General features: G+C 61.9%; 19 protein-coding genes. 11 read left to right on the top strand and 8 right to left on the bottom strand.

The genetic code is table 11. The features are described 5' to 3' along the window. Positions 1-50 precede the first annotated feature (50 nt). Together PspS34_RS03150 and PspS34_RS03145 are read left to right on the top strand one after the other, a co-directional pair. Positions 51-1,016: a 2-oxoglutarate and iron-dependent oxygenase domain-containing protein gene (locus tag PspS34_RS03150; RefSeq protein ID WP_154861066.1), complete on the top strand. Its 966-nt coding sequence runs from the start codon at positions 51-53 to the stop codon at positions 1,014-1,016. A gap of 82 nt (positions 1,017-1,098) precedes the next feature. Next, on the top strand, positions 1,099-2,052 hold the full coding sequence (locus PspS34_RS03145) for an adenosine deaminase (RefSeq protein ID WP_007996475.1): 954 nt from the start codon (positions 1,099-1,101) through the stop codon (positions 2,050-2,052). Positions 2,053-2,152: 100 nt separating this feature from the next. Here PspS34_RS03145 and PspS34_RS03140 read toward each other — a convergent pair whose 3' ends face one another. Both PspS34_RS03140 and PspS34_RS03135 read right to left on the bottom strand, forming a co-directional pair. Further along, complete coding sequence (locus PspS34_RS03140) at positions 2,153-2,887, bottom strand: helix-turn-helix transcriptional regulator (RefSeq protein ID WP_057712132.1); 735 nt, start codon at positions 2,885-2,887, stop codon at positions 2,153-2,155. Positions 2,888-3,202: 315 nt separating this feature from the next. Further along, positions 3,203-4,132, bottom strand: coding sequence for a LysR family transcriptional regulator (locus PspS34_RS03135; protein ID WP_150815100.1), 930 nt, complete (start codon positions 4,130-4,132; stop codon positions 3,203-3,205). A 125-nt stretch (positions 4,133-4,257) separates the two neighbouring features. Between PspS34_RS03135 and PspS34_RS03130 the strand changes: the two genes are divergently transcribed. Then, a complete protein-coding gene (locus tag PspS34_RS03130; protein ID WP_057712133.1) occupies positions 4,258-5,271 on the top strand; it encodes a zinc-binding alcohol dehydrogenase family protein in 1,014 nt (337 codons plus the stop codon). Between the two features lie 418 nt (positions 5,272-5,689). Here PspS34_RS03130 and PspS34_RS03125 read toward each other — a convergent pair whose 3' ends face one another. Next, positions 5,690-6,886 (bottom strand): multidrug effflux MFS transporter, encoded by a 1,197-nt coding sequence (locus PspS34_RS03125; protein WP_057712134.1) that lies wholly within the window; start codon positions 6,884-6,886, stop codon positions 5,690-5,692. A gap of 90 nt (positions 6,887-6,976) precedes the next feature. Continuing rightward, positions 6,977-7,174, bottom strand: coding sequence for a cation transporter (locus PspS34_RS03120; RefSeq protein WP_057712135.1), 198 nt, complete (start codon positions 7,172-7,174; stop codon positions 6,977-6,979). 149 nt (positions 7,175-7,323) lie between these two features. Here PspS34_RS03120 and PspS34_RS03115 point away from each other — a divergent pair, with 149 nt between their 5' ends. The 3 genes from PspS34_RS03115 to cueR all read left to right on the top strand — a co-directional run bounded on the left by PspS34_RS03115 (position 7,324) and on the right by cueR (position 10,720). Next, positions 7,324-7,707, top strand: coding sequence for a hypothetical protein (locus PspS34_RS03115; RefSeq protein ID WP_154861067.1), 384 nt, complete (start codon positions 7,324-7,326; stop codon positions 7,705-7,707). A 209-nt stretch (positions 7,708-7,916) separates the two neighbouring features. Beyond that, the gene (locus tag PspS34_RS03110) at positions 7,917-10,310 is read left to right on the top strand and encodes a heavy metal translocating P-type ATPase (RefSeq protein WP_154861068.1); all 2,394 of its coding nucleotides are present in this window, start codon (positions 7,917-7,919) and stop codon (positions 10,308-10,310) included. Continuing rightward, positions 10,307-10,720, top strand: a complete 414-nt coding sequence (gene cueR / locus PspS34_RS03105) for a Cu(I)-responsive transcriptional regulator (protein WP_154861069.1) — start codon at positions 10,307-10,309, stop codon at positions 10,718-10,720. Before PspS34_RS03110 ends, cueR begins: the two co-directional genes overlap by 4 nt. 236 nt (positions 10,721-10,956) lie before the next feature. On the opposite strand, the gene PspS34_RS03100 is transcribed toward cueR, so the two are convergent. Then, a complete protein-coding gene (locus PspS34_RS03100) occupies positions 10,957-11,850 on the bottom strand; it encodes a PA4780 family RIO1-like protein kinase (protein WP_090452950.1) in 894 nt (297 codons plus the stop codon). Positions 11,851-12,295: 445 nt separating this feature from the next. On the opposite strand from PspS34_RS03100, the gene PspS34_RS03095 reads away from it, so the two are divergent. Continuing rightward, the gene (locus tag PspS34_RS03095) at positions 12,296-14,242 is read left to right on the top strand and encodes a methyl-accepting chemotaxis protein (protein WP_154861070.1); all 1,947 of its coding nucleotides are present in this window, start codon (positions 12,296-12,298) and stop codon (positions 14,240-14,242) included. A 390-nt stretch (positions 14,243-14,632) separates the two neighbouring features. Here PspS34_RS03095 and PspS34_RS03090 read toward each other — a convergent pair whose 3' ends face one another. Further along, the gene (locus tag PspS34_RS03090; RefSeq protein WP_154861071.1) at positions 14,633-15,910 is read right to left on the bottom strand and encodes an acetyl-CoA C-acetyltransferase; all 1,278 of its coding nucleotides are present in this window, start codon (positions 15,908-15,910) and stop codon (positions 14,633-14,635) included. Positions 15,911-16,133: 223 nt separating this feature from the next. Here PspS34_RS03090 and PspS34_RS03085 point away from each other — a divergent pair, with 223 nt between their 5' ends. Together PspS34_RS03085 and PspS34_RS03080 are read left to right on the top strand one after the other, a co-directional pair. Continuing rightward, positions 16,134-17,486, top strand: coding sequence for a 3-oxoacyl-ACP reductase (locus tag PspS34_RS03085; protein WP_154861072.1), 1,353 nt, complete (start codon positions 16,134-16,136; stop codon positions 17,484-17,486). Between the two features lie 2 nt (positions 17,487-17,488). Then, the gene (locus PspS34_RS03080) at positions 17,489-18,343 is read left to right on the top strand and encodes a MaoC/PaaZ C-terminal domain-containing protein (RefSeq protein ID WP_154910393.1); all 855 of its coding nucleotides are present in this window, start codon (positions 17,489-17,491) and stop codon (positions 18,341-18,343) included. Between the two features lie 58 nt (positions 18,344-18,401). On the opposite strand, the gene PspS34_RS03075 is transcribed toward PspS34_RS03080, so the two are convergent. After that, the gene (locus tag PspS34_RS03075) at positions 18,402-18,758 is read right to left on the bottom strand and encodes a DUF6124 family protein (RefSeq protein WP_154861074.1); all 357 of its coding nucleotides are present in this window, start codon (positions 18,756-18,758) and stop codon (positions 18,402-18,404) included. A gap of 918 nt (positions 18,759-19,676) precedes the next feature. Between PspS34_RS03075 and PspS34_RS28770 the strand changes: the two genes are divergently transcribed. Next, on the top strand, positions 19,677-19,805 hold the full coding sequence (locus PspS34_RS28770; RefSeq protein WP_256355997.1) for a hypothetical protein: 129 nt from the start codon (positions 19,677-19,679) through the stop codon (positions 19,803-19,805). Then, positions 19,802-22,570: an ATP-binding protein gene (locus PspS34_RS03070; RefSeq protein WP_154861075.1), complete on the top strand. Its 2,769-nt coding sequence runs from the start codon at positions 19,802-19,804 to the stop codon at positions 22,568-22,570. The genes PspS34_RS28770 and PspS34_RS03070 overlap by 4 nt, the downstream gene beginning before the upstream one ends. 108 nt (positions 22,571-22,678) lie before the next feature. Here PspS34_RS03070 and PspS34_RS03065 read toward each other — a convergent pair whose 3' ends face one another. Then, positions 22,679-23,242 carry a DUF4136 domain-containing protein gene (locus PspS34_RS03065; protein WP_154861077.1) on the bottom strand — a complete coding sequence of 188 codons (564 nt, stop codon included), beginning with the start codon at positions 23,240-23,242 and terminating at the stop codon, positions 22,679-22,681. Positions 23,243-23,263 lie beyond the last annotated feature (21 nt).

Raw genomic sequence — 23,263 nt, 5'->3', positions numbered from 1 at the left:
CGAGCAAGCCCGCTCCCACATTGGATCTTCAGCGTTCTTAAGGACTGCGCATGAATCAACTCCCCATCATCGACATCACCCCGCTCTACAGCGACGATCCATCCGCCTGGCCAGCGGTGGCCGAACAAATCGACCTCGCCTGCCGCGAGTGGGGTTTCTTCTACATCAAGGGCCATCCGATCAGCACTGCGCGAATCGACGAACTACTCGACAGCGCCAAACGCTTCTTCGGCCAACCTGCCGCCGAAAAGCTCAAGATCGACATCACCCGGACCCGTCACCATCGCGGTTACGGCGCCATTGCCACCGAGCAATTGGACCCGAGCAAACCCAGCGACCTCAAAGAAACCTTCGACATGGGCCTGCACCTGCCGGCCGAGCACCCTGACGTACTGGCGGAAAAACCCTTGCGCGGCCCCAATCGCCATCCGTCGATACCCGGCTGGGAAGCGTTGATGGAACAGCACTACGTCGACATGCAAGCCCTCGCGCAAACGCTGTTGCGGGCAATGACCATCGCGCTGGGGATTGAGCGTGATTTCTTCGACGCGCGCTTCAATGAGCCGGTCAGCGTGCTGCGGATGATCCATTACCCGCCGCGCCACACCGCCAGTTCCGAAGAGCAACAAGGTGCCGGCGCGCACACCGACTACGGCTGCATCACCCTGCTCTATCAGGACGCCGCCGGTGGCTTGCAAGTACGCAACGTCAAAGGCGAATGGATCGACGCGCCGCCGATCGAAGGTACGTTCGTGGTCAACCTCGGCGACATGATGGCGCGCTGGAGCAACGACCGTTACCTGTCGACGCCGCACCGGGTGATCAGCCCCCAGGGCGTGGATCGTTATTCGATGCCGTTCTTCGCCGAGCCGCACCCGGATACCCGCATCGAATGCCTGCCCGGATGTCAGGACACATTGCATCCGGCGAAATACCCGGCCACCACCTGCGCCGAGTTCCTGCTCTCGCGCTTTGCCGATACCTACGCTTATCGACGGGAACCGGAAGCGGTGTGATCAACCGCCTGGTCAGGTTTTACCAATTGTTGCGGCAACCCTCTGTAGAATGGCGACCATTGCACCTGATGAGAAAAGAATTATGTACGACTGGCTGAACGCCCTGCCCAAGGCAGAATTGCACCTGCACCTGGAAGGCTCGCTGGAGCCGGAGCTGTTGTTCGCCCTGGCCGAGCGCAACAAGATTGCCTTGCCATGGAACGACGTCGAAACCTTGCGCAAGGCGTATGCCTTCAACAACCTGCAGGAGTTCCTCGACCTGTACTACCGGGGTGCCGATGTGCTGCGCACATCCCAGGACTTCTATGACCTGACCTGGGCGTACCTGCTGCGCTGCAAAGAGCAGAACGTGATTCACACCGAACCGTTCTTCGACCCGCAGACCCACACCGACCGTGGCATCCCGTTCGAAGTGGTGCTCAACGGCATCGCCGCCGCGCTCAAGGATGGTGAACAGCAACTGGGCATCACCAGTGGTTTGATCCTGAGCTTCCTGCGCCATCTGAGCGAAGACGAAGCACAGAAAACCCTCGACCAGGCGCTGCCGTTCCGCGATGCGTTCGTCGCCGTGGGCCTGGACAGCTCCGAGATGGGCCACCCGCCAAGCAAGTTCCAGCGCGTGTTCGACCGTGCCCGCCACGAAGGCTTCCTGACCGTCGCCCACGCCGGTGAAGAAGGCCCGCCCGAGTACATCTGGGAAGCCATCGACCTGCTGAAAATCCAGCGCATCGACCATGGCGTGCGCGCCATCGAAGACGAGCGCCTGATGCAGCGAATCATCGACGAGCAGATCCCGCTGACCGTGTGCCCGTTGTCGAACACCAAGCTTTGCGTGTTCGATCACATGTCGCAGCACAACATTCTCGACATGCTGGAACGCGGCGTGAAAGTGACCGTGAACTCCGACGACCCGGCGTATTTCGGCGGTTATGTCACCGAGAACTTCCATGCGTTGCACACCCATCTGGGCATGACCCAGGATCAGGCCAAGCGCCTGGCGCAGAACAGTCTCGATGCGCGGTTGGTAAAACCCTAAAGGCAAACGCAAACCTTGCAGGAGCTGGCTTGCCAGCGATAAGGCCCTCACCTCCAGTATTGATGCTGATGAGAGGCCGCCATCGCCGGCAAGCCGGCTCCTACAGAGCCATTTCCAGTTCGGACTCACTGGCAAAGCGATGAATTTCCCGTTGCCCGGAGGCCGTCACCTGCAAGGTTCGGGAATCGTTGGGCAGGCTCAACCACCCCGACTGCATGAACAGCTGCAACAATGCCGCGCCCAGCGAGCCGCCCATGTGCGGGCGCCTTTCGCTCCAGTCGGGGCAGGCGCAGGCAACCCTGCCGTTGTGATGGGCCAGCGCCTGGATGAACACTCCCCGTGCCGCCAACTCTGTCGCGCCCTTGAGCGTGACCGTGACCCGCTGATCAAAGTGTTCGATCCAGCCCGCCTCCAGCAGCCGCTGATACAGATCGGCGGACAGGGTGCCCCCCAAATGATCGTCGCACAGTCGGGCACTCAACAATGGCGACCGCACCACCCGGGGTTTGACCAGAGGTGCATTGCGCTTGAATACGTCCGGAATATCCTGGGGTGCGCTGGCGAAGGTCGCGCTGGCCAGTGCTTCGATTGCCGCTCCGACCTCGGGAGCGGCCAGGCGGAAGAAGCGTTTGCGGCCGCGGTTTTCAACCTTCAGCAGACCTCCGGCGGACAAACGGCCCAAGTGTGCACTGGCCGACGACGATGACAGGCCGGCCAGCAATGCCAACTCTTCGGTTGCTCGCGCCGAACCATCCATCAAGGCCCACATCATTGCGCTGCGCTTTGGGTCAGCCAGCAACGTGGCGATCTGGCTGATGCAAGGTGCATGTTCCATGTATTCACTCCCTGTTGAATCGTTTCGTCTACTGCCCAGAGAAATCTTGACCAGTAATGTGTCGTCGGCCAATCCGTGGAAACTGCCATAAGCCCGGCAACGCCTTGCTCAACCATTTGCGCTACCTGGCCGATGCTGCGAAGGCCAGAAGGATGACCGTGCAGCCGGGCCGACTCGAACGTGGACCCACCATTGGGGATCGACGCTACTTACATGATGAGGGCGCTAGTATATGCGGGTTGGTCGGCGGATCCTTTCCTCCACCCGGCGTAGGTGGTGATCGTTCCTGAGGGAAATTTCTCTTTTTTCGTGCGACTAATGATCGATTCCCGAAAAGCCTGGAAATTGACTGCTCAAAAGGGCGCATCGTCTGGCAAGCATTTCACGCAACAGGTTCACCGGCTTACTCAATTGTGCGCGATGGGCGCACAACAGATTCAACGGTGCGCGCTCACACAGCAGCTCCGACATCAGCACCTTCAAGCGGCCGGCCAGTACATCGGCGGCCACATCGAGCCAGGATTTGTAAGCGATCCCGGCACCTGCCACGGCCCATAGGCGCACGACATCGGCATCGTCGCTGAAACGATCGCCGCTGACGGTCAGGCTGACTTCGCGTTTGCCGTCGTGAAAACTCCAGTGATCGTGGACCCGGCTGCCGAGCATGTACAACAGGCAATTGTGCTGTGCCAGTTGCTCCAGCTGCCGCGGCTCGCCATGCCGGGCCAGATAGCCGGGAGCGGCGCACAACACCCGTCGGTTCTGCGGGGCGATGGGCAGCGCCACCAGGCTGGAGTCCTCCGGTTCACCGTAGCGCAGGGCAATGTCTACCGGCTGGCGAAACAGGTCGGCGATGCGGTCCCCCAGCAGCAAGCGCACGGTGAGTTTCGGATGCTCGCGTTGAAACTCGTCGAGCCAGGGCAGCAGCAGGTTGCGGCCAAAGTCCGATGGCGCCGACAGTTGCAGCACCCCGCTGACCTGATCCTGACCACTGGCCAGCAATCGCCGGCCCTCGTCGAGATTGCTCAGGGCCGCGCGGGCGTATTCAAGAAAGCCCTCGCCTTCGGCGGTCAGGCGCAGGCTGCGGGTAGAGCGGGCCAGTAAACGGGCGCCGAGTTGCTGTTCGATGCGCTTGAGCGCCGCACTGGCCACCGCCGCCGACATGTCCATGCCCCGCGCGGCGGCGGACAGGCTGCCCAAGTCCGCCGCCCGGACAAACAACTGCAAGTCATCGAAACGCAGCATCAAGAACACCGATTATCAAAAAAATATTGAAAGAGACTGCTCTTTTAGCCGGTTTTATCTTCAGGAGAAATAGCCAATCATCTGCCCCATCGAATCCCTTCTTTATTAGTGTTCAGGAGCCGCCCATGAAAGCCATTGCCTACTACGCCTCGTTGCCGATCAGCGACAACAAGGCTCTGCAAGACATCGAGCTGCCAGAGCCGGTTGCCGGCCCCCGCGACTTGCTCGTGGAAGTCAAAGCCATCTCGGTCAACCCGGTGGACACCAAGGTGCGCCAGAACGTCCAGCCCGAAGGCGGCGCGGCCAAAGTGCTGGGTTGGGACGTGGCCGGTGTGGTCAAGGCCGTGGGCAGTGAGGTGACGCTGTTCTCGGTCGGCGACCAGGTGTTTTACGCTGGCTCCATCGCGCGGGCGGGCGGCAACAGCGAGTTGCATGTGGTGGACGAGCGCATCGTCGGCCACATGCCCAAGACCCTCGGATTCGCCGAAGCCGCTGCCCTGCCGCTCACCGCGATCACGGCGTGGGAACTGTTGTTCGAGCGCCTGCAAGTGCGCGAAGGCAAAACCGATGAAGGCCAGAGCCTGTTGATCGTCGGTGCGGCAGGTGGCGTGGGCTCGATTCTTACGCAGCTCGCTCACCAACTGACGGCCCTGAAAGTCATCGGCACCGCTTCGCGTGCGCAGACCCAAAGCTGGGTGAAGGAACTGGGCGCTGACCTGGTGATCGACCATGGCCAGCCACTGAGCGAAGCACTCAAGCGTGCCGGTGTGGACCAGGTTACCCACGTCGCCAGCCTGACCCAGACCGACCAGCATCTGGACCAATTGGTGGAGGCATTGGCGCCCCAAGGCAAACTGGCGTTGATCGATGACCCCAAGTCGCTGGACGTGACCAAGCTCAAGCGCAAGAGCCTGTCACTGCACTGGGAGTTCATGTACACCCGTTCGCTGTTTGAAACCGCGGACATGATCGAACAGCACAACCTGCTCAATCGCGTCGCCTGGCTGATCGATGCCGGGACACTGAAAACCACGATGGGAGAACACTTCGGCACGATCAACGCGGCCAATCTGCGCCGTGCCCATGCCCTACTGGAAAGCGGCAAAGCCAAGGGCAAGATTGTATTGGAAGGGTTCTGAAGCGCTGAAAAAACCGCCACTGATTTCATCGCTTTCTGCTGTTTTCCGTCTGCGACCGGGACGCTCCGGTCGCGGACAACCTCTGTGGGCGCCCTCGAAAAGTCGTGTTTTTTTTAGTTACAAACCGTCAGTCAGACAGTTGATCCTTGTCACAATGGTGACCGTGTACGGGTCTACAATCGAATCTCCTGCGAGGCATTCTTTTGCGTAACGTCTTTTACGAGAGGTGATCAGCTGTGAAGATCCTGATAAAAGAACTGGCAAAATCCCAGTGGCAAGTCCGTCTTGACCAACATGCTGTGACGTTCCGCAGCGAAGCAGAAGCTCGCGCTTTCACGCGTACCCTTGAAGCCCGCATCCAGGCCCCTCACCCGATTCCCGTCCTCCTCACGCAGCGCGCAGCCGGCTGACTCCGGCCTCAAACCCGGGCTTGCGCCAGCGCCCGGGCATTTTGCAAACGCCGGGTGAGCACCGCCGCGCTCACCACCAGAATTCCACACAGGCTGATGACCATGGCCATCGGCACGGCGCTGCCGTCGTGCAACACGCCCACCAGCGCAGAGGCGCCGGCAGCCACGCTGAATTGCAGGCAACCGAGCAGCGCCGACGCGCTGCCGGCCCGTGCGCCCTGCCCGCTCATCGCACAAGCCGCCGCGTTGGGGCTGATGCAACCGAGGCTGGCGATACAGATGAACAATGGAATCAGCAGCGGCCACAATTGTGCCGTGTGCAGAGAGCTGACAGCGAGCAGGGTCAAACCGGCCGCCAGATAAACCCACACCGCGCGCGCCAGCAAAAACATCGGGCCACGTTTGGCCAGTAACCGCGCGTTGACCTGCGCCACCAGAATGAAGCCCGCCGCATTGATGCCGAACAGCCAGCCGAAATGCTCGGCCGCAACGCCGTAGAGCTTGATGAAGATGAAGGGCGAACCGGCGATGTAGGCAAACATCCCGGCGATGGCGATGCCCCCGGTCAAGGCATGGCCAAGAAATATCGGGTCGGCCAGCAACCGACCGTACTGACGCAGCGCACCGGACAGCGGTTGACGCGGTATGTGGGCCGGCAAGCTTTCCGGCAAGCCCGTCGCAACCGCCAGCCCCGCCAGCGCACTGAAACCGGTCAAGGCCAGGAAAATCGACTGCCAGCCTGTCGTGTTGACCAACAACCCACCCAGCAATGGCGCAAGGATGGGAGCAAGTCCCATCACCAGCATCAGTTGCGAAAAGACTTTCGCCGACCCCACCGCATCACACTTGTCGCTGACCACCGCCCGGGAAATCACCATCCCCGCGCAACCGCCCAACGCCTGGATGAAACGCGCGCCGATCAGCCATTCCAGGTTCGGTGCATAGGCGCACGCCACGGAAGCAACGGTGAACAAACCGACACCGATGAGCAATGGAATGCGTCGCCCGAAACGATCCGCCACCGGACCATAGGCCAACTGACCGATGGACAAGCCGAGGAAGTAGGCCGCCAACGTCATCTGGACATGATTTTCGTCCGTACCGAAAGCCAGGGCCATGGCCGGGAAGGCCGGCAGGTAGAAATCGATCGCCAGCGGACCGAAAGCGCTCAAGGCGCCGAGAATCAGAATGGTACGGAAGTTCATCAGGCATCCAGTGGGGCAGAAGTCGGCAGCCCGACAGTCTAGCCGCGCACGGACGCCTTGAACATTCCGGTAGCTCGCTAACTATCAAATTCAGGCCAGTTTGACGCCGTAACCCTCTTCGCTGATCGCCTCGATCACCTGCTCGGCGGTCAGCGCACTTTCGACACCGACCTCCCTGGCAGCCAGATCGACCCGCACACTGGCTGCCGGGTCTTTGGCCTGGAGCGCCTGGGTGATGGCCTTGACACAGTGACCACAAGACATGCCTTCGACGTTGAACACTTGCATGGGATGACTCCTTTTTCCGAGGGTTGAACCCAGTTTCGAGCTTGCCACCATGGCAAGGTCAAGTTCTGAAGTGAGCTGCCGGGCTGGCAATCGGCGCGACGCTCGGCCAAGCTGCGTCCATCAATGACTCGAACTCAGGAGATTCAGCCATGCGCTGGTCAGTTTTCAGCCTGTTTGGCTTTCTCAGCCTTTTCGCCGCCGTGCCTTCGGCCAATGCTGCCAGTCAGGATTATGGCGTACTGATCATTTCCCGCGAGCGCCTGGAAGTCGCGACCAGTTGCGAAATCGGCGTGTACATCCAGGATCAACTGGCGGCGCGGCTGTTTCAGGAACAGAGCACCTCGTTCAACCTGCCGCCGGGCATCGTCTCGCTACGCCTGAAACTGCTGCCGGGCCAGATGCCGGGTTGCAATCCGGGCATGCTCGCGCCGGGTTCGCAGGATATCCGGCTCAAGGCTGGCGATGTGCTCAAGTACCGGATCGCGATGACGCAGGAAGGGATGTACCTCAAGCGCGCCGGTCTCGGCTACTGACATCAATACCCCCCTGTGGGAGCGAGCTTGCTCGCGATTAGGCCGTTACATTCAACAACTCTGTTGACTGGTACTCCGCCTTCGCGAGCAAGTCGGATCGCCGCACCGCCGCTCCCACATTAGATCAGCGGCACGTTTGAGATTGGCACTTGACCTTGCCAGCATGGCAAGGTTGATCCTGTGGTCATCTACTACAGGGAGTGCGACCAATGTCCGAATCCACCACGTTCGACCTGCCGATTGCCGGCATGACCTGCGCCAGTTGCGCCGGGCGGGTCGAGCGCGCCTTGAGCAAAGTCATTGGCGCCAGTGCTGTCAGCGTCAACCTCGCCACTGAGCAGGCGCGGGTCCAGGCACCCGGCGACAGCTTGCCGGCCTTGATAGATGCCGTGGCCAAGGCCGGCTACAGCGTGCCGCAACAGAGCCTGGAATTGAGCATCGACGGCATGACCTGCGCATCCTGCACCGGTCGCGTCGAGCGTGCGCTGGGCAAGGTGGCCGGAGTGAAAAGCGTCAGCGTCAACCTGGCCAACGAACGCGCCCACCTTGAACTGCTTGGCCAGATCGATCCGCAGACCTTGATCGCCGCTGTGACAAAGGCTGGCTACAGCGCCAGCGTCTGGGAAGCCGAACACCCGCCAACCGACAATCAGCAACAGCGCCTGCACCGCGAACGCCTGGCCTTGATCATCGCCATTGCCCTCGCCTTGCCGCTGGTATTGCCGATGCTGCTACAGCCATTCGGCGTGCACTGGATGCTCCCGGCCTGGGCGCAATTCGCCTTGGCCACGCCCGTGCAATTCATCTTCGGCGCACGGTTTTACGTCGCCGCCTGGAAAGCCGTGCGCGCGGGGGCCGGCAACATGGATTTGCTGGTCGCCCTGGGCACCAGCGCCGGGTATGGCTTGAGCCTGTATGAATGGGCCACCGCCGCCGGGCGCATGCCACATCTGTATTTCGAAGCCTCGGCGGTGGTGATCGCCCTGGTGCTGCTGGGCAAGTACCTGGAAAGCCGCGCCAAGCGCCAGACTGCCAGCGCCATTCGAGCCCTCGAAGCCTTGCGCCCGGAACGGGCGATTCGGGTGACCGATGGTCACGAGCAAGACGTCGCCATCAGCGCCCTGCGTCTCAATGACCTGGTGATGGTCAAACCCGGCGAACGCTTCCCGGTGGATGGCGAAGTGATTGAAGGTCAGAGCCACGCCGACGAAGCCCTGATCAGCGGCGAGAGCCTGCCGGTGCCCAAGCAGCCCGGCGACAAGGTCACCGGCGGCGCGATCAACGGTGAAGGCCGGTTGCTGGTGCGTACCCAGGCCCTCGGTGCGGAAACCGTGCTGGCGCGGATCATCCGTCTGGTGGAAGACGCCCAGGCCGCAAAAGCGCCGATCCAGAAACTGGTGGATAAAGTCAGCCAGGTCTTCGTGCCCACCGTACTGCTGATTGCCCTGGCCACCCTGATCGGCTGGTGGCTGTATGGCGCGCCGATGGAAACCGCACTGATCAATGCCGTGGCGGTGCTGGTGATCGCCTGCCCATGCGCGTTGGGCCTGGCCACACCGACGGCGATCATGGCCGGCACCGGCGTGGCGGCACGCTACGGAATTCTGATCAAGGACGCCGAAGCACTGGAGCGGGCCCATGAAGTGAGCGCGGTGGTGTTCGACAAGACCGGCACCCTTACCTCCGGCGCCCCGCGCATTGCTCATCTGAGTGCCATCGACGGTAATGAGGCGGGCCTGCTGCAATTGGCCGGCGCCCTGCAACGCGGCAGTGAGCATCCGTTGGCCAAGGCTGTTCTGGATGCCTGTGCCGAGCGTGGACTGAAGGTGGCCGATGTCAGCGACAGCCAGTCCCTGACTGGTCGCGGCATCGCCGGCAACCTCGAAGGGCGTCGCCTGGCGCTGGGCAATCGGCGTCTGCTGGAAGACAGCGGCTTGAGTGCCGGGCCGTTGGCCGACTCGGCGATCGCGTGGGAAAAAGAAGGCCGGACCTTGTCCTGGCTGATCGAACAATCCCCCGAACCCCACGTGCTGGGCCTGTTCGCCTTTGGTGACACCCTCAAGCCCGGCGCGCTGCAAGCGGTGCAACAACTGAGCGCACGAAACATCAGCAGCCATCTGCTGACCGGCGACAATCGTGGCAGCGCCAACGTGGTGGCCCAGGCCTTGGGCATCCACGATGTGTATGCCGAAGTGCTGCCGGCGGACAAAGCCGCCACGGTCGCCGCACTGAAACAGACCGGGGTGGTGGCGATGGTCGGTGACGGCATCAACGACGCCCCGGCACTGGCCGCCGCCGACATCGGCATCGCCATGGGTGGCGGCACCGACGTCGCCATGCACGCGGCCGGCATCACCCTGATGCGCGGCGATCCACGCCTGGTGCCGGCCGCATTGGAGATCAGCCGCAAGACCTACGCCAAGATTCGGCAGAACCTGTTCTGGGCCTTCGTCTATAACCTGATCGGCATTCCGCTGGCCGTGTTTGGCGTGCTCAACCCGGTGTTGGCCGGTGCGGCCATGGCGTTGTCGAGCGTCAGCGTGGTGAGCAATGCGCTACTGTTGAAAACCTGGAAACCCAAGGACCTGGAGGACAACCGATGAACATCGGCCAAGCGGCCCGCCACAGCGGCCTGAGCGCAAAGATGATCCGTTATTACGAGTCCATCGGCCTGCTCAAGGCAGCCCATCGCACCGACAGCGGCTACCGGGTATACGGCGAAGACGACCTGCACACGCTGGCGTTCATCAAGCGCTCGCGGGACCTGGGGTTTTCCCTGGAAGAAGTCGGCAAATTGCTGACCCTCTGGCAAGACCGCCAGCGCGCCAGCGCCGATGTGAAAGCGTTGGCCCGCCAGCACATCGATGAGTTGAACCAGAAGATCCGTGAACTCGGCCAGTTGCGCGACACCTTGCAGGACCTGGTTGAGCACTGTCAGGGCGATCATCGGCCGGATTGCCCGATTCTCAAGAATCTGGAGTCGGGCTGCTGCACCAGCCCGACTCATGCCTGATCCCTGTGGGAGCGAGCCTGCTCGCGAAAGCGCTCTGCCTGCCACCTTGATGCTGGATGTGCCGACGTCTTCGCGAGCAAGCTCGCTCCCACAGGGTTTCAGTGTCGGTCACATAATTCGGGCTTGGCACAAAATCTGTGGGAGCGGGCTTGCCCGCGAAGGCGGACTGTCAGGCGACATAATTATTGAATCTGCGCACAAAAAACCCGGCCGAAGCCGGGTTTTTCTTTAACCGATCACTGCATCCACGGTGGAGGCGGTTCTTCGGTCTTGCCCGGCGGCGCATCGTCCGCTGCGCGTACGGCTTGCCTGCGCTCTTCATCCAGGCGCGCGGCCTCGATCTCGCGCATGATTCCGCCCACGTCGGCCAGCTCTTCCGTGTCGGCGAACTCGCCGGTCAGGACACTGGCCGGGTGCAAGGTGCCAGCCTCGTACAAGGCCCACATTTCCTTGGCGTATTTGGTCTTCTTCAACTCCGGCGCAAACCGCCCGAAGTAGGACGCCATGTTGCCCACGTCCCGCTCCAGCATGCTGAACGCGTGGTTGTTGCCAGCCGCATCCACCGCTTGCGGCAGGTCGATAATCACCGGGCCGGTCGGCGTCAGCAGCACGTTGAACTCCGACAGGTCGCCGTGCACCAGACCGGTACACAACATCAGCACGATCTGCGAAATCAGGAACGCGTGATACTCGCGCGCCTGGTCCGGTTCCAGCACCACATCGTTCAGGCGCGGCGCGGCATCGCCGTACTCGTCGGCCACCAGCTCCATGAGCAGCACGCCTTCGAGGAAGTCGAACGGCTTGGGCACCCGCACACCGGCACTGGCCAGACGGAACAGCGCCGCCACTTCGGCGTTCTGCCAGGCGTCCTCGGTTTCCTTGCGGCCAAACTTGGAGCCCTTGGCCATCGCACGGGCCTGACGGCTGTTGCGCACCTTGCGGCCTTCCTGGTACTCGGCCGCCTGACGGAAACTGCGTTTATTCGCCTCCTTGTAAACCTTCGCGCAACGCAACTCGTTGCCGCAGCGCACCACATAAACAGCTGCTTCTTTACCACTCATGAGTGGGCGCAGCACCTCGTCGACCAGACCGTCCTCGATCAGGGGTTCAATGCGTTTTGGAGTCTTCATCAGCTTTTATTGTGGGTCCTTTATTACCAAACACGCGAAAGTCATTCGTTATACGGCAATCCACTCACGGGGGGGAGGGGTTGCCGACTTATGAGCATTGCAGATGCACACAATGTACCGTTCTCATCAGGTAAAACCGACGACCGCCATGGTCGTTCCAGATCATAGCCGAGCCTGCCTCACTTGTTGTGCAGAGGCATTGAGGGCAATTGCGACAGAAGCTGACACCACAGTTCATACCTTCCGTAGGATTTTTCCCAACAGACCTCAATTTCCTCCGACAACAGCCGAAGTCCTAAGTGACAAAGTGATTTGTCCGACAATCGCTCCCCCAATAATAGCGATGCCGCACTCAAGGACCCGGGTTGACCAAGAACGTTTACGGCTGCCAATAAACCGCGAGTCATCTGCACTGCGTGGGCCTACAAGAAAATCTGGAGCGCGGATGAACATCAAACAGAAGTTGACCTGGGCGTTTGCAATCATCGCCTGCCTGCCCGTGGTGCTGGTCGCCACCCTCGTTGTGCTGAACCTGCGCAGTGATGCCAGGGACGAATTCGTCGACGGCAGTGCCCGCGAGATTCGTCAGGTCAGCAATGCCATGCAATTGTTCTTTGACGGCATCAGCCAGAACGTCGATTACCTGGCCAAGCAGCCGCTGATCCGAAACTCCGACGACAGCCTCAAGACTTACATGGCCGCCAACGCCGAAAGCGTCCCTCAGGGGGAGGCTGACAAAAAAGTCTTCGCCCTGCTCCAGGATCTGGGCAACAGCCACCCGGCCTACGCCTATGCCATCCTCGGCACGGCGGCGGGCGGCTATGTGTCGTGGCCGGATGATCCTAAGCTGAACAACTACGACCCGCGCCAGCGCCCCTGGTACAAGTCCGCCCAGGCCAAACCGGGCAAGCCGTTTCGCACCGAGGCCTACTACTGGGCCCAGGATGACGCGACCTATGTCAGCACCGTGCGCACCATCGACAACAAGCTGGGCACCAACGGTGGCGTGGTCAGCATCGACGTGACGCTCAAGCAGCTCACCGAAATCGTCAAACAGATCAAGCTCGGTGAAACCGGCTACCTGATGCTGCTGGAAAACACCGGCATGGTCCTGGTGGACCCGAAACAACCGGAACACAACTTCAAACCGCTGAGCACCCTTGGCGACGGCTACGCGCAATTGGCCAAGGCCGGCAAGGGCCTGGTGGAAGTGGAGCTGAACGGCGAGCACTACATGGCCAACGTCTGGCCGTCCGAGCAACTGGGCTGGACCTTCATCGGCCTGATCAAACAGGACGACGTGATGAGCTCCGCGACCCAGTTGACCTGGTTGATCGCCATCATCGCCGCCGCCCTGGCCGTCATCTTCGCCATCGTCGGCGCCAGTTTTGCCAGCCTCATCGTGCGCCCGATCCGCAGCGTGGCCAGCGGCCTGGAAGGCATCGCCCAGGGCGAAGGCGACCTGACCCAGAACCTGCAAATCCGTGGCAACGATGAAACCGCGCAACTGGCCAACTGGTTCAACCAGTTCCTGACGGCGATTCGCAACCTGATCCAGAACATCGGCGGCGCGGCGGGCAAAATCCTCGCCACGTCCAAGAGTTCGACTCAGGTCTCCAACGACATGGCCGAAGCCGCCGGACGCCAGCGTGAAGCGGTGGACATGGTCTCCACGGCGTTCCACGAAATGGTCGCCACCGCCAACGAAGTCGCGCGCTCTTGCAGCCAGGCGGCGGAGTCTGCCGACAGTGGCCAGCGCCAGGCGCGCGAAGGTCAGCAGCAGATCGATGCGGCGGTGAACAGCGTGGATCGCCTGAGCCAGGAAATCGAACAGTCGGCCCAGTCGATGCAGCAGCTCGAACGCGACAGCAACGACATCCAGTCGATCCTGGGGACCATCCGCTCGATCGCTGAACAGACCAACCTGCTGGCGCTGAACGCCGCGATCGAAGCGGCCCGGGCCGGTGAACAGGGACGCGGCTTTGCCGTGGTGGCTGACGAAGTGCGGGCCCTGGCCAAGCGCACGGCCGACTCCACGGCGGAAATCGACGGGCTGCTGGGCAACCTGGCCAAACGCACCAGCCAGGTGACCCAACAGATGCACGCCAGCCTGGAAGTGTCCCAGCAATCGGTGACGCGCATCGGCGAAGCGCGCAACAGCTTCGGGCAGATTCGCGAATCGGTGGACGTGATCCGCGACATGAACACCCAGATCGCCACGGCGGCGGAACAACAGCATCAGGTGGCCGAAGACATCAACCGGCACATCAGCCAGATCCATGGCGATGCGCAGTTGGTGGCGGAACTGGCCAACTCGGCCCGCCTGGACTCCCAGAGCCTGGCCGGGTTGTCCAATGAACTGGACGGGTTGGTGCGCAGGTTCCGTACCTGATCAACCGGCACACCCCATAACCCTGTGGGAGCGAGCTTGCTCGCGAAAGCGGTATGGCAGTCAACATTGATCTTGACGCTGATGGCCCCATCGCGAGCAAGCTCGCTCCCACAAGGTTTCGGTGTCGCTCACATAATCTGAGCCAGGCACAAAACCTGTGGGAGCGGGCTTGCTCGCGAAAGCGGTATGGCAGTCAACATGGATGTTGAAGCTGATGGCCCCATCGCGAGCAAGCTCACTCCCACAAGGTTTCGGTGTCGCTCACATAATCTGAGCCAGGCACAAAACCTGTGGGAGCGGGCTTGCTCGCGAAAGCGGTATGGCAGTCAACAGGGATGTTGAAGCTGATGGCCTCTTCGCGAGCAAGCCCGCTCCCACAGTTGTTTCTGTTCAGCGCTCGATAATGGCGGTCACGCCCTGCCCGCCCGCCGCGCAAATCGAAATCAGCCCCCGCCCCTTGCCCGCCGCATCCAGCAACTTCGCCAGGTTGGCGACGATGCGCCCGCCCGTGGCGGCAAACGGATGCCCCGCCGCCAGTGAGCTGCCCTTGACGTTGAGCTTGCTGCGGTCGATCGAGCCCAGCGCCGTATCGAGCCCGAGACGGGTTTTGCAGTACTCCGGATCCTCCCAGGCCTTCAAGGTGCACAGCACTTGCGCGGCGAAGGCTTCGTGGATTTCGTAGTAGTCGAAGTCCTGCAAGGTCAGGCCATTGCGCGCGAGCAAGCGCGGTACGGCGTAGACCGGCGCCATCAACAACCCTTCGGCACCGTTGACGAAATCCACCGCCGCCGCCTCACCGTCACGCCAGTAGGCCAGAATCGGTAACCCGCGTGCCTTGGCCCATTCCTCGCTGCCCAGCAGCACCAGTGACGCGCCATCGGTCAGTGGCGTGGAGTTGCCGGCGGTCAGGGTGCCCTTGGCGCTTTTCTCATAGGCCGGCTTGAGCGCGGCGAGCTTTTCCAGCGTGGAGTCCGGGCGCAGGTTGTTGTCGCGGGTCAGGCCCAGGAACGGTGTCATCAGGTCGTTGTGCCAGCCCTCGGCGTAGGACGCCGCCAGTTTCTGATGGCTCTCAAGCGCCAATTGATCCTGTGCCTGGCGAGGGATGTTCCAGGTCTGGGCCATCAGCTCGCAATGCTGGCCCATGGACAACCCGGTACGCGGCTCGCCGTTGCGCGGGAATTCGGGGATCAGATGTTTGGGACGCAATTGCAGGAAGGTTTTCAGTTTGTCGCCGGTGGTTTTCGCGCGGTTGGCTTGCAGGAGGATTTTGCGCAGCCCCTCGCTGACGCTGATTGGCGCATCCGAGGTGGTGTCCACGCCACCGGCGATGCCGCAGTCGATCTGGCCCAGGGCAATCTTGTTCGCCACCAGCAACGCCGCCTCCAGCCCGGTACCGCACGCCTGCTGGATGTCATAGGCCGGGGTGGCAGGCGACAGTCGCGAACCCAGTACGCACTCGCGCGTGAGGTTCATGTCTCGCGACAACTTGAGCACCGCCCCGGCGACCACTTCACCAATGCGCTGGCCGTGCAGGTTGTAACGTTCGATCAGGCCTTCGAGGGCGGCGGTGAGCATCACCTGGTTACTGGCCGTGGCATAGGGGCCGTTGGAGCGGGCGAAGGGAATCCGGTTACCGCCGATGATCGCGACGCGGTGCAGTTGGGTCATGAAAAGCTCCTGATGAATGATCTGAACCGAACACAGCCCCCTGTGGGAGCGGGCTTGCTCGCGAAGGGGCCGGCACACTCAACATCGTTGTTGGCTGATACACCGCCATCGCGAGCAGGCTCGCTCCTACACTGTAACCAAGCGTAGGCCTTATCTCGTGGATCGAACGACTGATCGCCATTCATGGTCCACACTTTGATCCCCAGCTTTCGGAGCGTGTTCCATGTCTGACCGCTATATCGACTTCGCCAATTCGTCCATCGGCCATCGCCTGGTCGGCGCCCTGGGGTTGCCGACACCGACCAGACTGGAGCGCTGGCAAGCGGGCCGGTTGCGACCTGTAGAAGGCGCCCTGCTGATTGGAGGCGGGCCGTTGGCCGAACACGTCAGCGCTTTCGCCAACCGTCTGACCGACGCGATCTACAGCTACGGCACCGAGCCTTCGATGACCACGGCCTGGATTCCCGGCCATGGACCGAAACTCAAGGCCGTGGTGTTCGACGCCAGTGACCTGCTGCACACCGATCAGCTCAAGCAACTTCGCGAGTTTTTCCAGCCGCTGATGAAAAACCTCGACCACTGCGCACACCTGGTGATTCTCGGGCGCGATCCGCAAACCTTGCGCGACCCGTTCGCCGCCAGTGCCCAGCGTGCCCTGGAAGGTTTCAGCCGTTCACTGGCCAAGGAGTTACGCAGCGGTGGCACCCTGCAATTGATCTACGTCGGTGAAGGTGCCGAGGGGCAACTGGAAGGCCCACTGCGGTTTTTCCTCTCACCGAAAAGCGCCTTCGTGTCCGGGCAGGTCATTCGCTTGAATCCGTGTTTGACGCCCGTCACCGACTGGACACGCCCGCTCGCCGGGCGCAAGGCACTGGTCACCGGTGCGGCGCGCGGTATCGGTGCCGCCATTGCAGAAACCCTGGCTCGCGATGGTGCCGACGTCATCCTGCTCGACGTGCCGCCGGCCAAAAACGATCTCGAAGCCCTCGCCTCGCGCCTCGGCGGGCGCACCATCACCCTCGACATCTGCGCCGAAGACGCCGCCGCGCAGTTGATTGAACAACTGCCCGACGGGCTCGACATCGTGGTGCACAACGCCGGCATCACCCGGGATAAAACCCTGGCCAACATGACCCCGGAATTCTGGGACGCGGTGCTGGCGGTCAACCTCAATGCGCCGCAAGTGCTGACCAAAGCCCTGCTCGACAGCGGCGCCCTGCACGACAACGGCCGGGTGATCCTGCTGGCGTCCATCAGCGGCATCGCCGGCAATCGCGGGCAAACCAATTACGCGGCGAGCAAGGCCGGGCTGATCGGATTGGCGCAAGCCTGGGCGCCGCTACTCCACGAGCGCAGCATCAGCATCAACGCCGTGGCACCGGGCTTCATCGAAACACAGATGACCGCGCACATTCCCTTCGGCCTGCGCGAAGCCGGACGCCGCATGAGTTCGCTTGGCCAGGGCGGCCTGCCGCAGGACGTCGCCGAGGCCGTGGCCTGGCTCGCGCAACCGGGCACCGGCGCGTTTACCGGGCAAGCGTTGCGTGTATGCGGGCAAAGCGTTCTGGGGGCTTAAGGATGATCACCGACTGGCACACACTCAACCGCGAACCCGGCCTGCCGGGATTGTACGCACGAGCGGCGACACGGCGAAAAATCACGGGCACCACCCTACCCGATTCGGGTTTGAGTTGCTGGGTCGAAGTCGATCCCAAGCGCCTGGCGGCTTATCGCAAGGTCTGTGGTTTCGCCGACAACGGCCTGCTGCCACCGACCTACCCGCACATCCTCGGGTTTGCCTTGCAGATGCAACTGCTCACGACCAGGGACTTCCCGTTCCCGCTACTGGGCCTGATTCACCTGAGCAATCGCGTTCGTGTACTGCGTCCCATGGGTGGAGTGAATCGGGTGCGCGTCAGCGTGCAAGTGCAGAACCTGCAACCCCACGCCAAAGGCGCGACGTTCGATCTGCTGACCACCCTCGACGATCAGTTGGGGCCGTTGTGGGAAGCAGAAAGCCGGATGCTCTGTCGCGGCGTCAAACTCGAGGGTGAACCGCTCGAAGAGAGCCTGGTATCCAGCCTGGCCCTGAGCGAAGTCGAGCACTGGAAAGCGCCTTCGGACATCGGCCGGCAATACGCCAAGGTGTCCGGCGACTACAACCCCATCCACCTCAGCGCGGCCAGCGCCCGACTCTTCGGCTTCCCGACCGCCATCGCCCATGGCCTGTGGAACAAGGCGCGCACGCTGGCTGCACTGGCCGGGCATCTGCCTGTAGCGAATGTCGAGATCGCGGTGCAGTTCAAGAAACCGGTACGGTTGCCCAGTGAGGTGACGTTACTGGCCAGTGCGCCAGGGCCGAGCGGGGATTTTCAGTTGGTGGGTGTCGGGGAGCTGGAGCATATGGTCGGGCATTGGCGGCCGGTTGCCTGAGAAAGCTGATACCTCGACGTGGCGAGGGCGCTGGCTCCTCGCCACAAAAGCTCCGCGGTTAGTTTTGCGGATCGAGATTATCCAACGCCCGGTTCACCGCCAGCTCACCCAGCATGATCACCTGCGCAATCCCCAGCAGGGTGTTGCGCTGCGAGCCCTCCAGAAAACCTGCGAAATCACTCGCCATCACACTCGCCGACGCCAGCGACTCACAGGCGTGGGCCAGCAGGGTCTCGGTATCGATGTCCGGGGCGATGACGAACATGGTGCTGGGTTTGTGAACGGCAGGTGGCTTGGGCGGATTGAGGTAGTGATCGAGGGCGCGGTCGGCGGCTTCGTGGAATTTATTTGAGTGAGGGATTGGTAGGGAGAAACGTCGTCGGATTCGGGGGGGATTTGGGGTGGGTTTGAACATGGTGAAGCTCCATTCTTGGATTTGGAGTTCGCCATCACTGCGACCAAGCAGAAGGGTGGCGAACCGTACGCAGGTTGGTCGACCAGGGAATGGAAACCCGGCAGGGCCTAAGCCCTCCCACGCACAGCTCGCCATTAAGCAAGCACAAAAATGCCGCTCACGCGGCACTGTGCGCCATTCTAAACCCGGGCGACCAAACCCGATCACTGATTTTGCAGCGACCGACAAAGGCTAGAGATCGCGCTTCCGACGGACAACCTGAGAAACATGTCGGAGATTTCCTCGGGATCTGAGGAAAACTACACAGGAATGTGTTGGCTGAAAGGACGTCATCGCGAGCAGGCTCCTACAGTTGGGCTGGGTACATCTGAAAGAAATAGATCGGCTGGCAGGCCGTCTTCGCGGGCAAGCCCGCTCCCACAGGGTCGAGGTACATCCGCCAAATTCAGTTCGGCTGTCAGGCCGCCTTCGCGAGCAAGCCCGCTCCCACAATAAGTCGGCGTACACCCGCTGCTTCTCACCACTCATCAGGCCGAGCGTTAGCTCGCCTGCAGCTTTTGATCTTGATCCACCCGCCCCCTCGGAAGGCTGAGTGGAGGTGTTCATCCGGGGACAGGCGCGCAGCGCCGTTCGACGCAGTCGAACTCATTGCATGCAGGTCGAAGCGAAGCCGACCGGAGGGCAATGCCCCCGGATGAATACCGCAGCGAAGGAACCCCGAGCCTAAGCGAGGGGCCGTACGTAAGGGGCGAGACCTTTTGGTTACTTTTGGGGCGTTTGCCAAAAGGGACTCGCCGTAAGGGCGAAACCGCCAGCCGCCGTTACCGCAGCAATGGATATGTACACAACCCAAACCTCCATTTTGGCGGAATGATTCTATGCTGACATTACTCAGTGATGGTCAAGGTAGACGCACTCATGAAAGCCAGCCTCCCCCACAAACAAAAAAGTGCCGCCGCGAATGAGTTCGCCCTGGGATTGCTGACCGCCGCCATTCATCCGAATCTGCCGGCGACCCTCACGACCAGTGCGAGCCTGCAATTTTGAGTGCCGGGGACAAACTCTTCGGGCGCCTGCTCCATCGCCATCCGCCGCCCCCGCCGGAGCCGCAAGAGGCACCGCGGGTGCACAGTTTCGGATTGCAGATGCAGCTCAATGCCGAGGGGCGTGTCGTTCAACTGAGCGGTCCGCTGCGGCACTTGCTGGCCCAGCACCCCCCCAGCGAGCAGGCACCGCATCTGTTCGACTTCCTGTTGCCCCACAGCAGCCTCGTCATCGAAGGCTCGCCGGCGGACTGGCAGGGGCAAACCCTGGACCTGGACTTCTACAGCCTCAACGGCCCCCCGCTGCATTTGCGCGGCTGGGCGCAGCCCTTGGCCGATACCTGGTTGTTGCAGATGCTGGACATCGGCGACTTGCTGCTTGAGCGCCTGCAATCGCGCAACCGCGAACAATGCCAGGTGCTGGCGCAGCAAATCGCCGAACAGTTGCGCCTGTGCAGCCTGACGCGCCTGCCCGAGGTGCTGACCGAGCAACTGCAAAGCCTGGCCCAGCGTTTTCAGATCCCCTGCATTGCTCTCGCCTTGCTCGATGAGCAGGAACATGGTTGGCAGATTCACCAGCACTACGCAGCCCTGGATGCACCGCAACTGTGGCAAAACGGTCAACGCCTGGGCACGGGGCTGGACAGTTTGAGCGGCTCGGCACCGCAGCACCTGACCCCGCGCGAACACCCGCGCCTGCAAGGTGCGTTCGGCAATACCGATGGCTTCGCCGTGCCCTATCATGATGCGCAAGGGGTGGTCGCCTGGTTGCTGTGCGGTTTCTTCACGGCGCAAAAACGCGCCCCCGATGTCACGGAACGCGACTGGCTACAAATCACCGCCGCGCTCGCCAGTCCCTTGCTCGGGCGCCTGCGCGAGCACCGGCATCACCTGCAACTGGAACGCCTGGAATCGCTGCAAGCCTTGCTGGGAACAGGCTGGTGGGAAGTTTTTAGCGACAGCGACGAGGTTCAGTTGGCACCTTCGCTGGCCACTACCCTGAACCTTGGAATGTCGCGTTTATCCATGCAGGACTGGCTCGATCAGGTGTATCCCGCCGACCGCGAAGAGCTGCGCATCTGCCTGCAAGACTTGCAGGAGACTGGCACTCCCCTGCTGCTGTGCGTGCGCCTGTATCGCCCCTACGGTGCGCCCGCACCCGCCTGGTATCGCCTGCAAGGCCAGGCTCTTGGCGCGGGGAAAAACCGTCGTCTGGTGGGGTTCATGCTCGACATCAGCGACATCAAGAACCAGGAACAGAGCGCCATCGCCGCCCATGCACGCCTGGACAATCTGATCGCCAGCTCTCCGGCGGTGATTTACGTACAGCGCTATGTCGACGGTGCGTTGCACCCGGTGTTTTTCAGCGACAGCCTGTTGCCACTGCTCGGCTGGACCCTCGCCGACTGCGCACCCGGGGCGCTCGTGGAGCGGGTGCATCCCGACGACCGACCGCAGTATTTCGAGCGCACGCGGCTGTTGCTGCGTGAAGGCTCGGTGCGCGCCCGCTATCGGTTGCGTGACAGTCACGGCGACTATCACTGGCTGCTGGATGAAGCGAAGTTGTTGCGCAACGACCTCGGCCTGCCGGTGGAAGCCGTGGGTCTGTGGCTGGACATCACCGAAGCGACCCTGGCCACCGAACAGGTCAGGCAGAGTGAAGAACGCTACCGGATGTTGGTGGAAGACTCGCCGGCGATGATCTGCCGCTACCAGCCGGACCTGACCCTGACCTTCGGCAACCGCCCGCTGGCCACCTGTCTGGAGTTGGCGCCCGAACAATTGCCGGGGGTGAATCTGGGCGACTGGATGTCCGGGGAACAGCGCACTGCATTCATCCAGCGGCTGAACCGACTGAGCCCCGAGTTTCCGGTCAGCACCGCCGAGATCAACCTGCAACTGCCCGGCTGCGAACACGCCTGGTGGGTCTGGTCCGATCGTGGGGTGTTCGATGAACACGGCCGGTTGCTCGAGGTCCAGGCCGTGGGGCGCGACAACACCGAGGTGAGGCGCGCGCAGCAGCAGCTCACACAAAGCGCGAAAATGGCCACCCTCGGAGAAATGGCCACCGGCCTGGCCCATGAGATCAACCAGCCGCTGAACGTGATGCGCATGGCTATCGTCAACGTACTCAAGCGCCTGAACAACGGCGACGTACAGGTCGATTACCTGATCGACAAGCTCACGCGCATCGACACGCAAGTGCAGCGCGCCGCGCGGGTGGTGGACCACATGCGGGTGTTCGGCCGCCGCTCGGAAACCGAGCAGCAACCGTTCAACCCGGTCCAGGCCATCGAAGGCACGCTCTCACTGTTGTCCGAGGACCTGCGCGACAAAGGCGTCGACCTGCGCATCAGCGAAACCGGTTTTGAAGTGCAGGTGCGCGGCTATGTCGATCAGCTTGAACAGGTACTGATCAACCTGATGGTCAACGCCCGGGACGCGTTGCTCGGCAAGCGCGAAACCCTGCCCGGGTTCAAGCCGTGGATTTCGCTGTACACCGAACGGGATACACACTCGGTACGCCTGTGGGTCGAGGACAACGGCGGCGGTATCGACCCGCGTTTGCTGGAGCGGATTTTCGAGCCGTTCTTCACCACCAAACCGGTGGGCTTCGGCACCGGTCTGGGGCTCTCGGTGAGCTATGACATTGTCGAGAACATGGGCGGCAAGCTGAGCGTCAGGAACTCCACCGAGGGTGCGCGTTTCTGCATAGAACTGCCGATTGTGCTGCCGGATCAGATCGCCGGGGATGGGCGTCCCGAGTGACAACGGAGGTTGGCACCCACCTCGACTTTGTTCAGGTCGATCCCCAGGCTCGCCAGTGCCAGGCATAAAAACCCCTGTAGGGCACAGGGGTTGAGAGACTGGCTGACTCTAGGATGCGTGCGGTGGGTAGTTGGCCAATATCCGCGTGACCGTTTCCCAGATGGCATCGCGACGATCCGTCGGGTTCGGCGTGCGGCTGAGTATCTGTTCGTCACTGCCACGCCACACCAGTTTGCCGTCCTTGCCATCGAGCAGGTCGATCTGGATGGTCGCCACTTTGTAGCTGACGTTGCGGGTTTCGTTATACATAGGGGCGCCGTAGTAGCCATACCACGGGTTACCCCAGCCGCCACCGTAATTGGTGGTCACCTGTTGTTGCCGCTCTTCGACAATCAGGTAGGTCTGCACATTCAAATCGCTCTTGGCGCCTGCGGCGGCCGGGCGCAGACCGCGCTGATCCAGTTGATCGGCAACCGCCTGACGGATGCGCTGCTCGGTCAGGTCGCTCTTGATCCGTGGATCGTCGGGACGGTATTGCAGGGCGGGTTCTTTCCAGGTCCAGCTGCGATAGGCAGCAAAGTCGCGGCTGGCGTCGAAGTCATGATTGACCTGGTTGGCGGCGCAGGCACTGAGCAGCGCGGCCACTGCCAGTAAAACAAAACGGCGGAACATGATGAGTCTCCGGTTGAAGGC

The sequence above is a fragment of the Pseudomonas sp. S34 genome, assembly GCF_009866745.1.
GTDB lineage: Bacteria > Pseudomonadota > Gammaproteobacteria > Pseudomonadales > Pseudomonadaceae > Aquipseudomonas > Aquipseudomonas jessenii.
This window is presented reverse-complemented; position numbering and strand designations above follow the sequence as displayed.

What these genes read in the sequence shown, in the direction of transcription:
- PspS34_RS03085 (WP_154861072.1), top strand. Translation starts at nt 16,134, where the DNA reads ATGTCTGACCGCTATATCGACTTCGCCAATTCGTCCATCGGCCATCGC.
- PspS34_RS03125 (WP_057712134.1), bottom strand. Translation starts at nt 6,886, where the DNA reads ATGAACTTCCGTACCATTCTGATTCTCGGCGCCTTGAGCGCTTTCGGT.
- PspS34_RS03135 (WP_150815100.1), bottom strand. Translation starts at nt 4,132, where the DNA reads ATGCTGCGTTTCGATGACTTGCAGTTGTTTGTCCGGGCGGCGGACTTG.
- PspS34_RS03100 (WP_090452950.1), bottom strand. Translation starts at nt 11,850, where the DNA reads ATGAAGACTCCAAAACGCATTGAACCCCTGATCGAGGACGGTCTGGTC.
- PspS34_RS03120 (WP_057712135.1), bottom strand. Translation starts at nt 7,174, where the DNA reads ATGCAAGTGTTCAACGTCGAAGGCATGTCTTGTGGTCACTGTGTCAAG.
- PspS34_RS28770 (WP_256355997.1), top strand. Translation starts at nt 19,677, where the DNA reads ATGAAAGCCAGCCTCCCCCACAAACAAAAAAGTGCCGCCGCGAATGAG.
- PspS34_RS03075 (WP_154861074.1), bottom strand. Translation starts at nt 18,758, where the DNA reads ATGTTCAAACCCACCCCAAATCCCCCCCGAATCCGACGACGTTTCTCC.
- PspS34_RS03145 (WP_007996475.1), top strand. Translation starts at nt 1,099, where the DNA reads ATGTACGACTGGCTGAACGCCCTGCCCAAGGCAGAATTGCACCTGCAC.
- PspS34_RS03095 (WP_154861070.1), top strand. Translation starts at nt 12,296, where the DNA reads ATGAACATCAAACAGAAGTTGACCTGGGCGTTTGCAATCATCGCCTGC.
- PspS34_RS03115 (WP_154861067.1), top strand. Translation starts at nt 7,324, where the DNA reads ATGCGCTGGTCAGTTTTCAGCCTGTTTGGCTTTCTCAGCCTTTTCGCC.
- PspS34_RS03080 (WP_154910393.1), top strand. Translation starts at nt 17,489, where the DNA reads ATGATCACCGACTGGCACACACTCAACCGCGAACCCGGCCTGCCGGGA.
- cueR (WP_154861069.1), top strand. Translation starts at nt 10,307, where the DNA reads ATGAACATCGGCCAAGCGGCCCGCCACAGCGGCCTGAGCGCAAAGATG.
- PspS34_RS03065 (WP_154861077.1), bottom strand. Translation starts at nt 23,242, where the DNA reads ATGTTCCGCCGTTTTGTTTTACTGGCAGTGGCCGCGCTGCTCAGTGCC.
- PspS34_RS03090 (WP_154861071.1), bottom strand. Translation starts at nt 15,910, where the DNA reads ATGACCCAACTGCACCGCGTCGCGATCATCGGCGGTAACCGGATTCCC.
- PspS34_RS03110 (WP_154861068.1), top strand. Translation starts at nt 7,917, where the DNA reads ATGTCCGAATCCACCACGTTCGACCTGCCGATTGCCGGCATGACCTGC.
- PspS34_RS03130 (WP_057712133.1), top strand. Translation starts at nt 4,258, where the DNA reads ATGAAAGCCATTGCCTACTACGCCTCGTTGCCGATCAGCGACAACAAG.
- PspS34_RS03140 (WP_057712132.1), bottom strand. Translation starts at nt 2,887, where the DNA reads ATGGAACATGCACCTTGCATCAGCCAGATCGCCACGTTGCTGGCTGAC.
- PspS34_RS03150 (WP_154861066.1), top strand. Translation starts at nt 51, where the DNA reads ATGAATCAACTCCCCATCATCGACATCACCCCGCTCTACAGCGACGAT.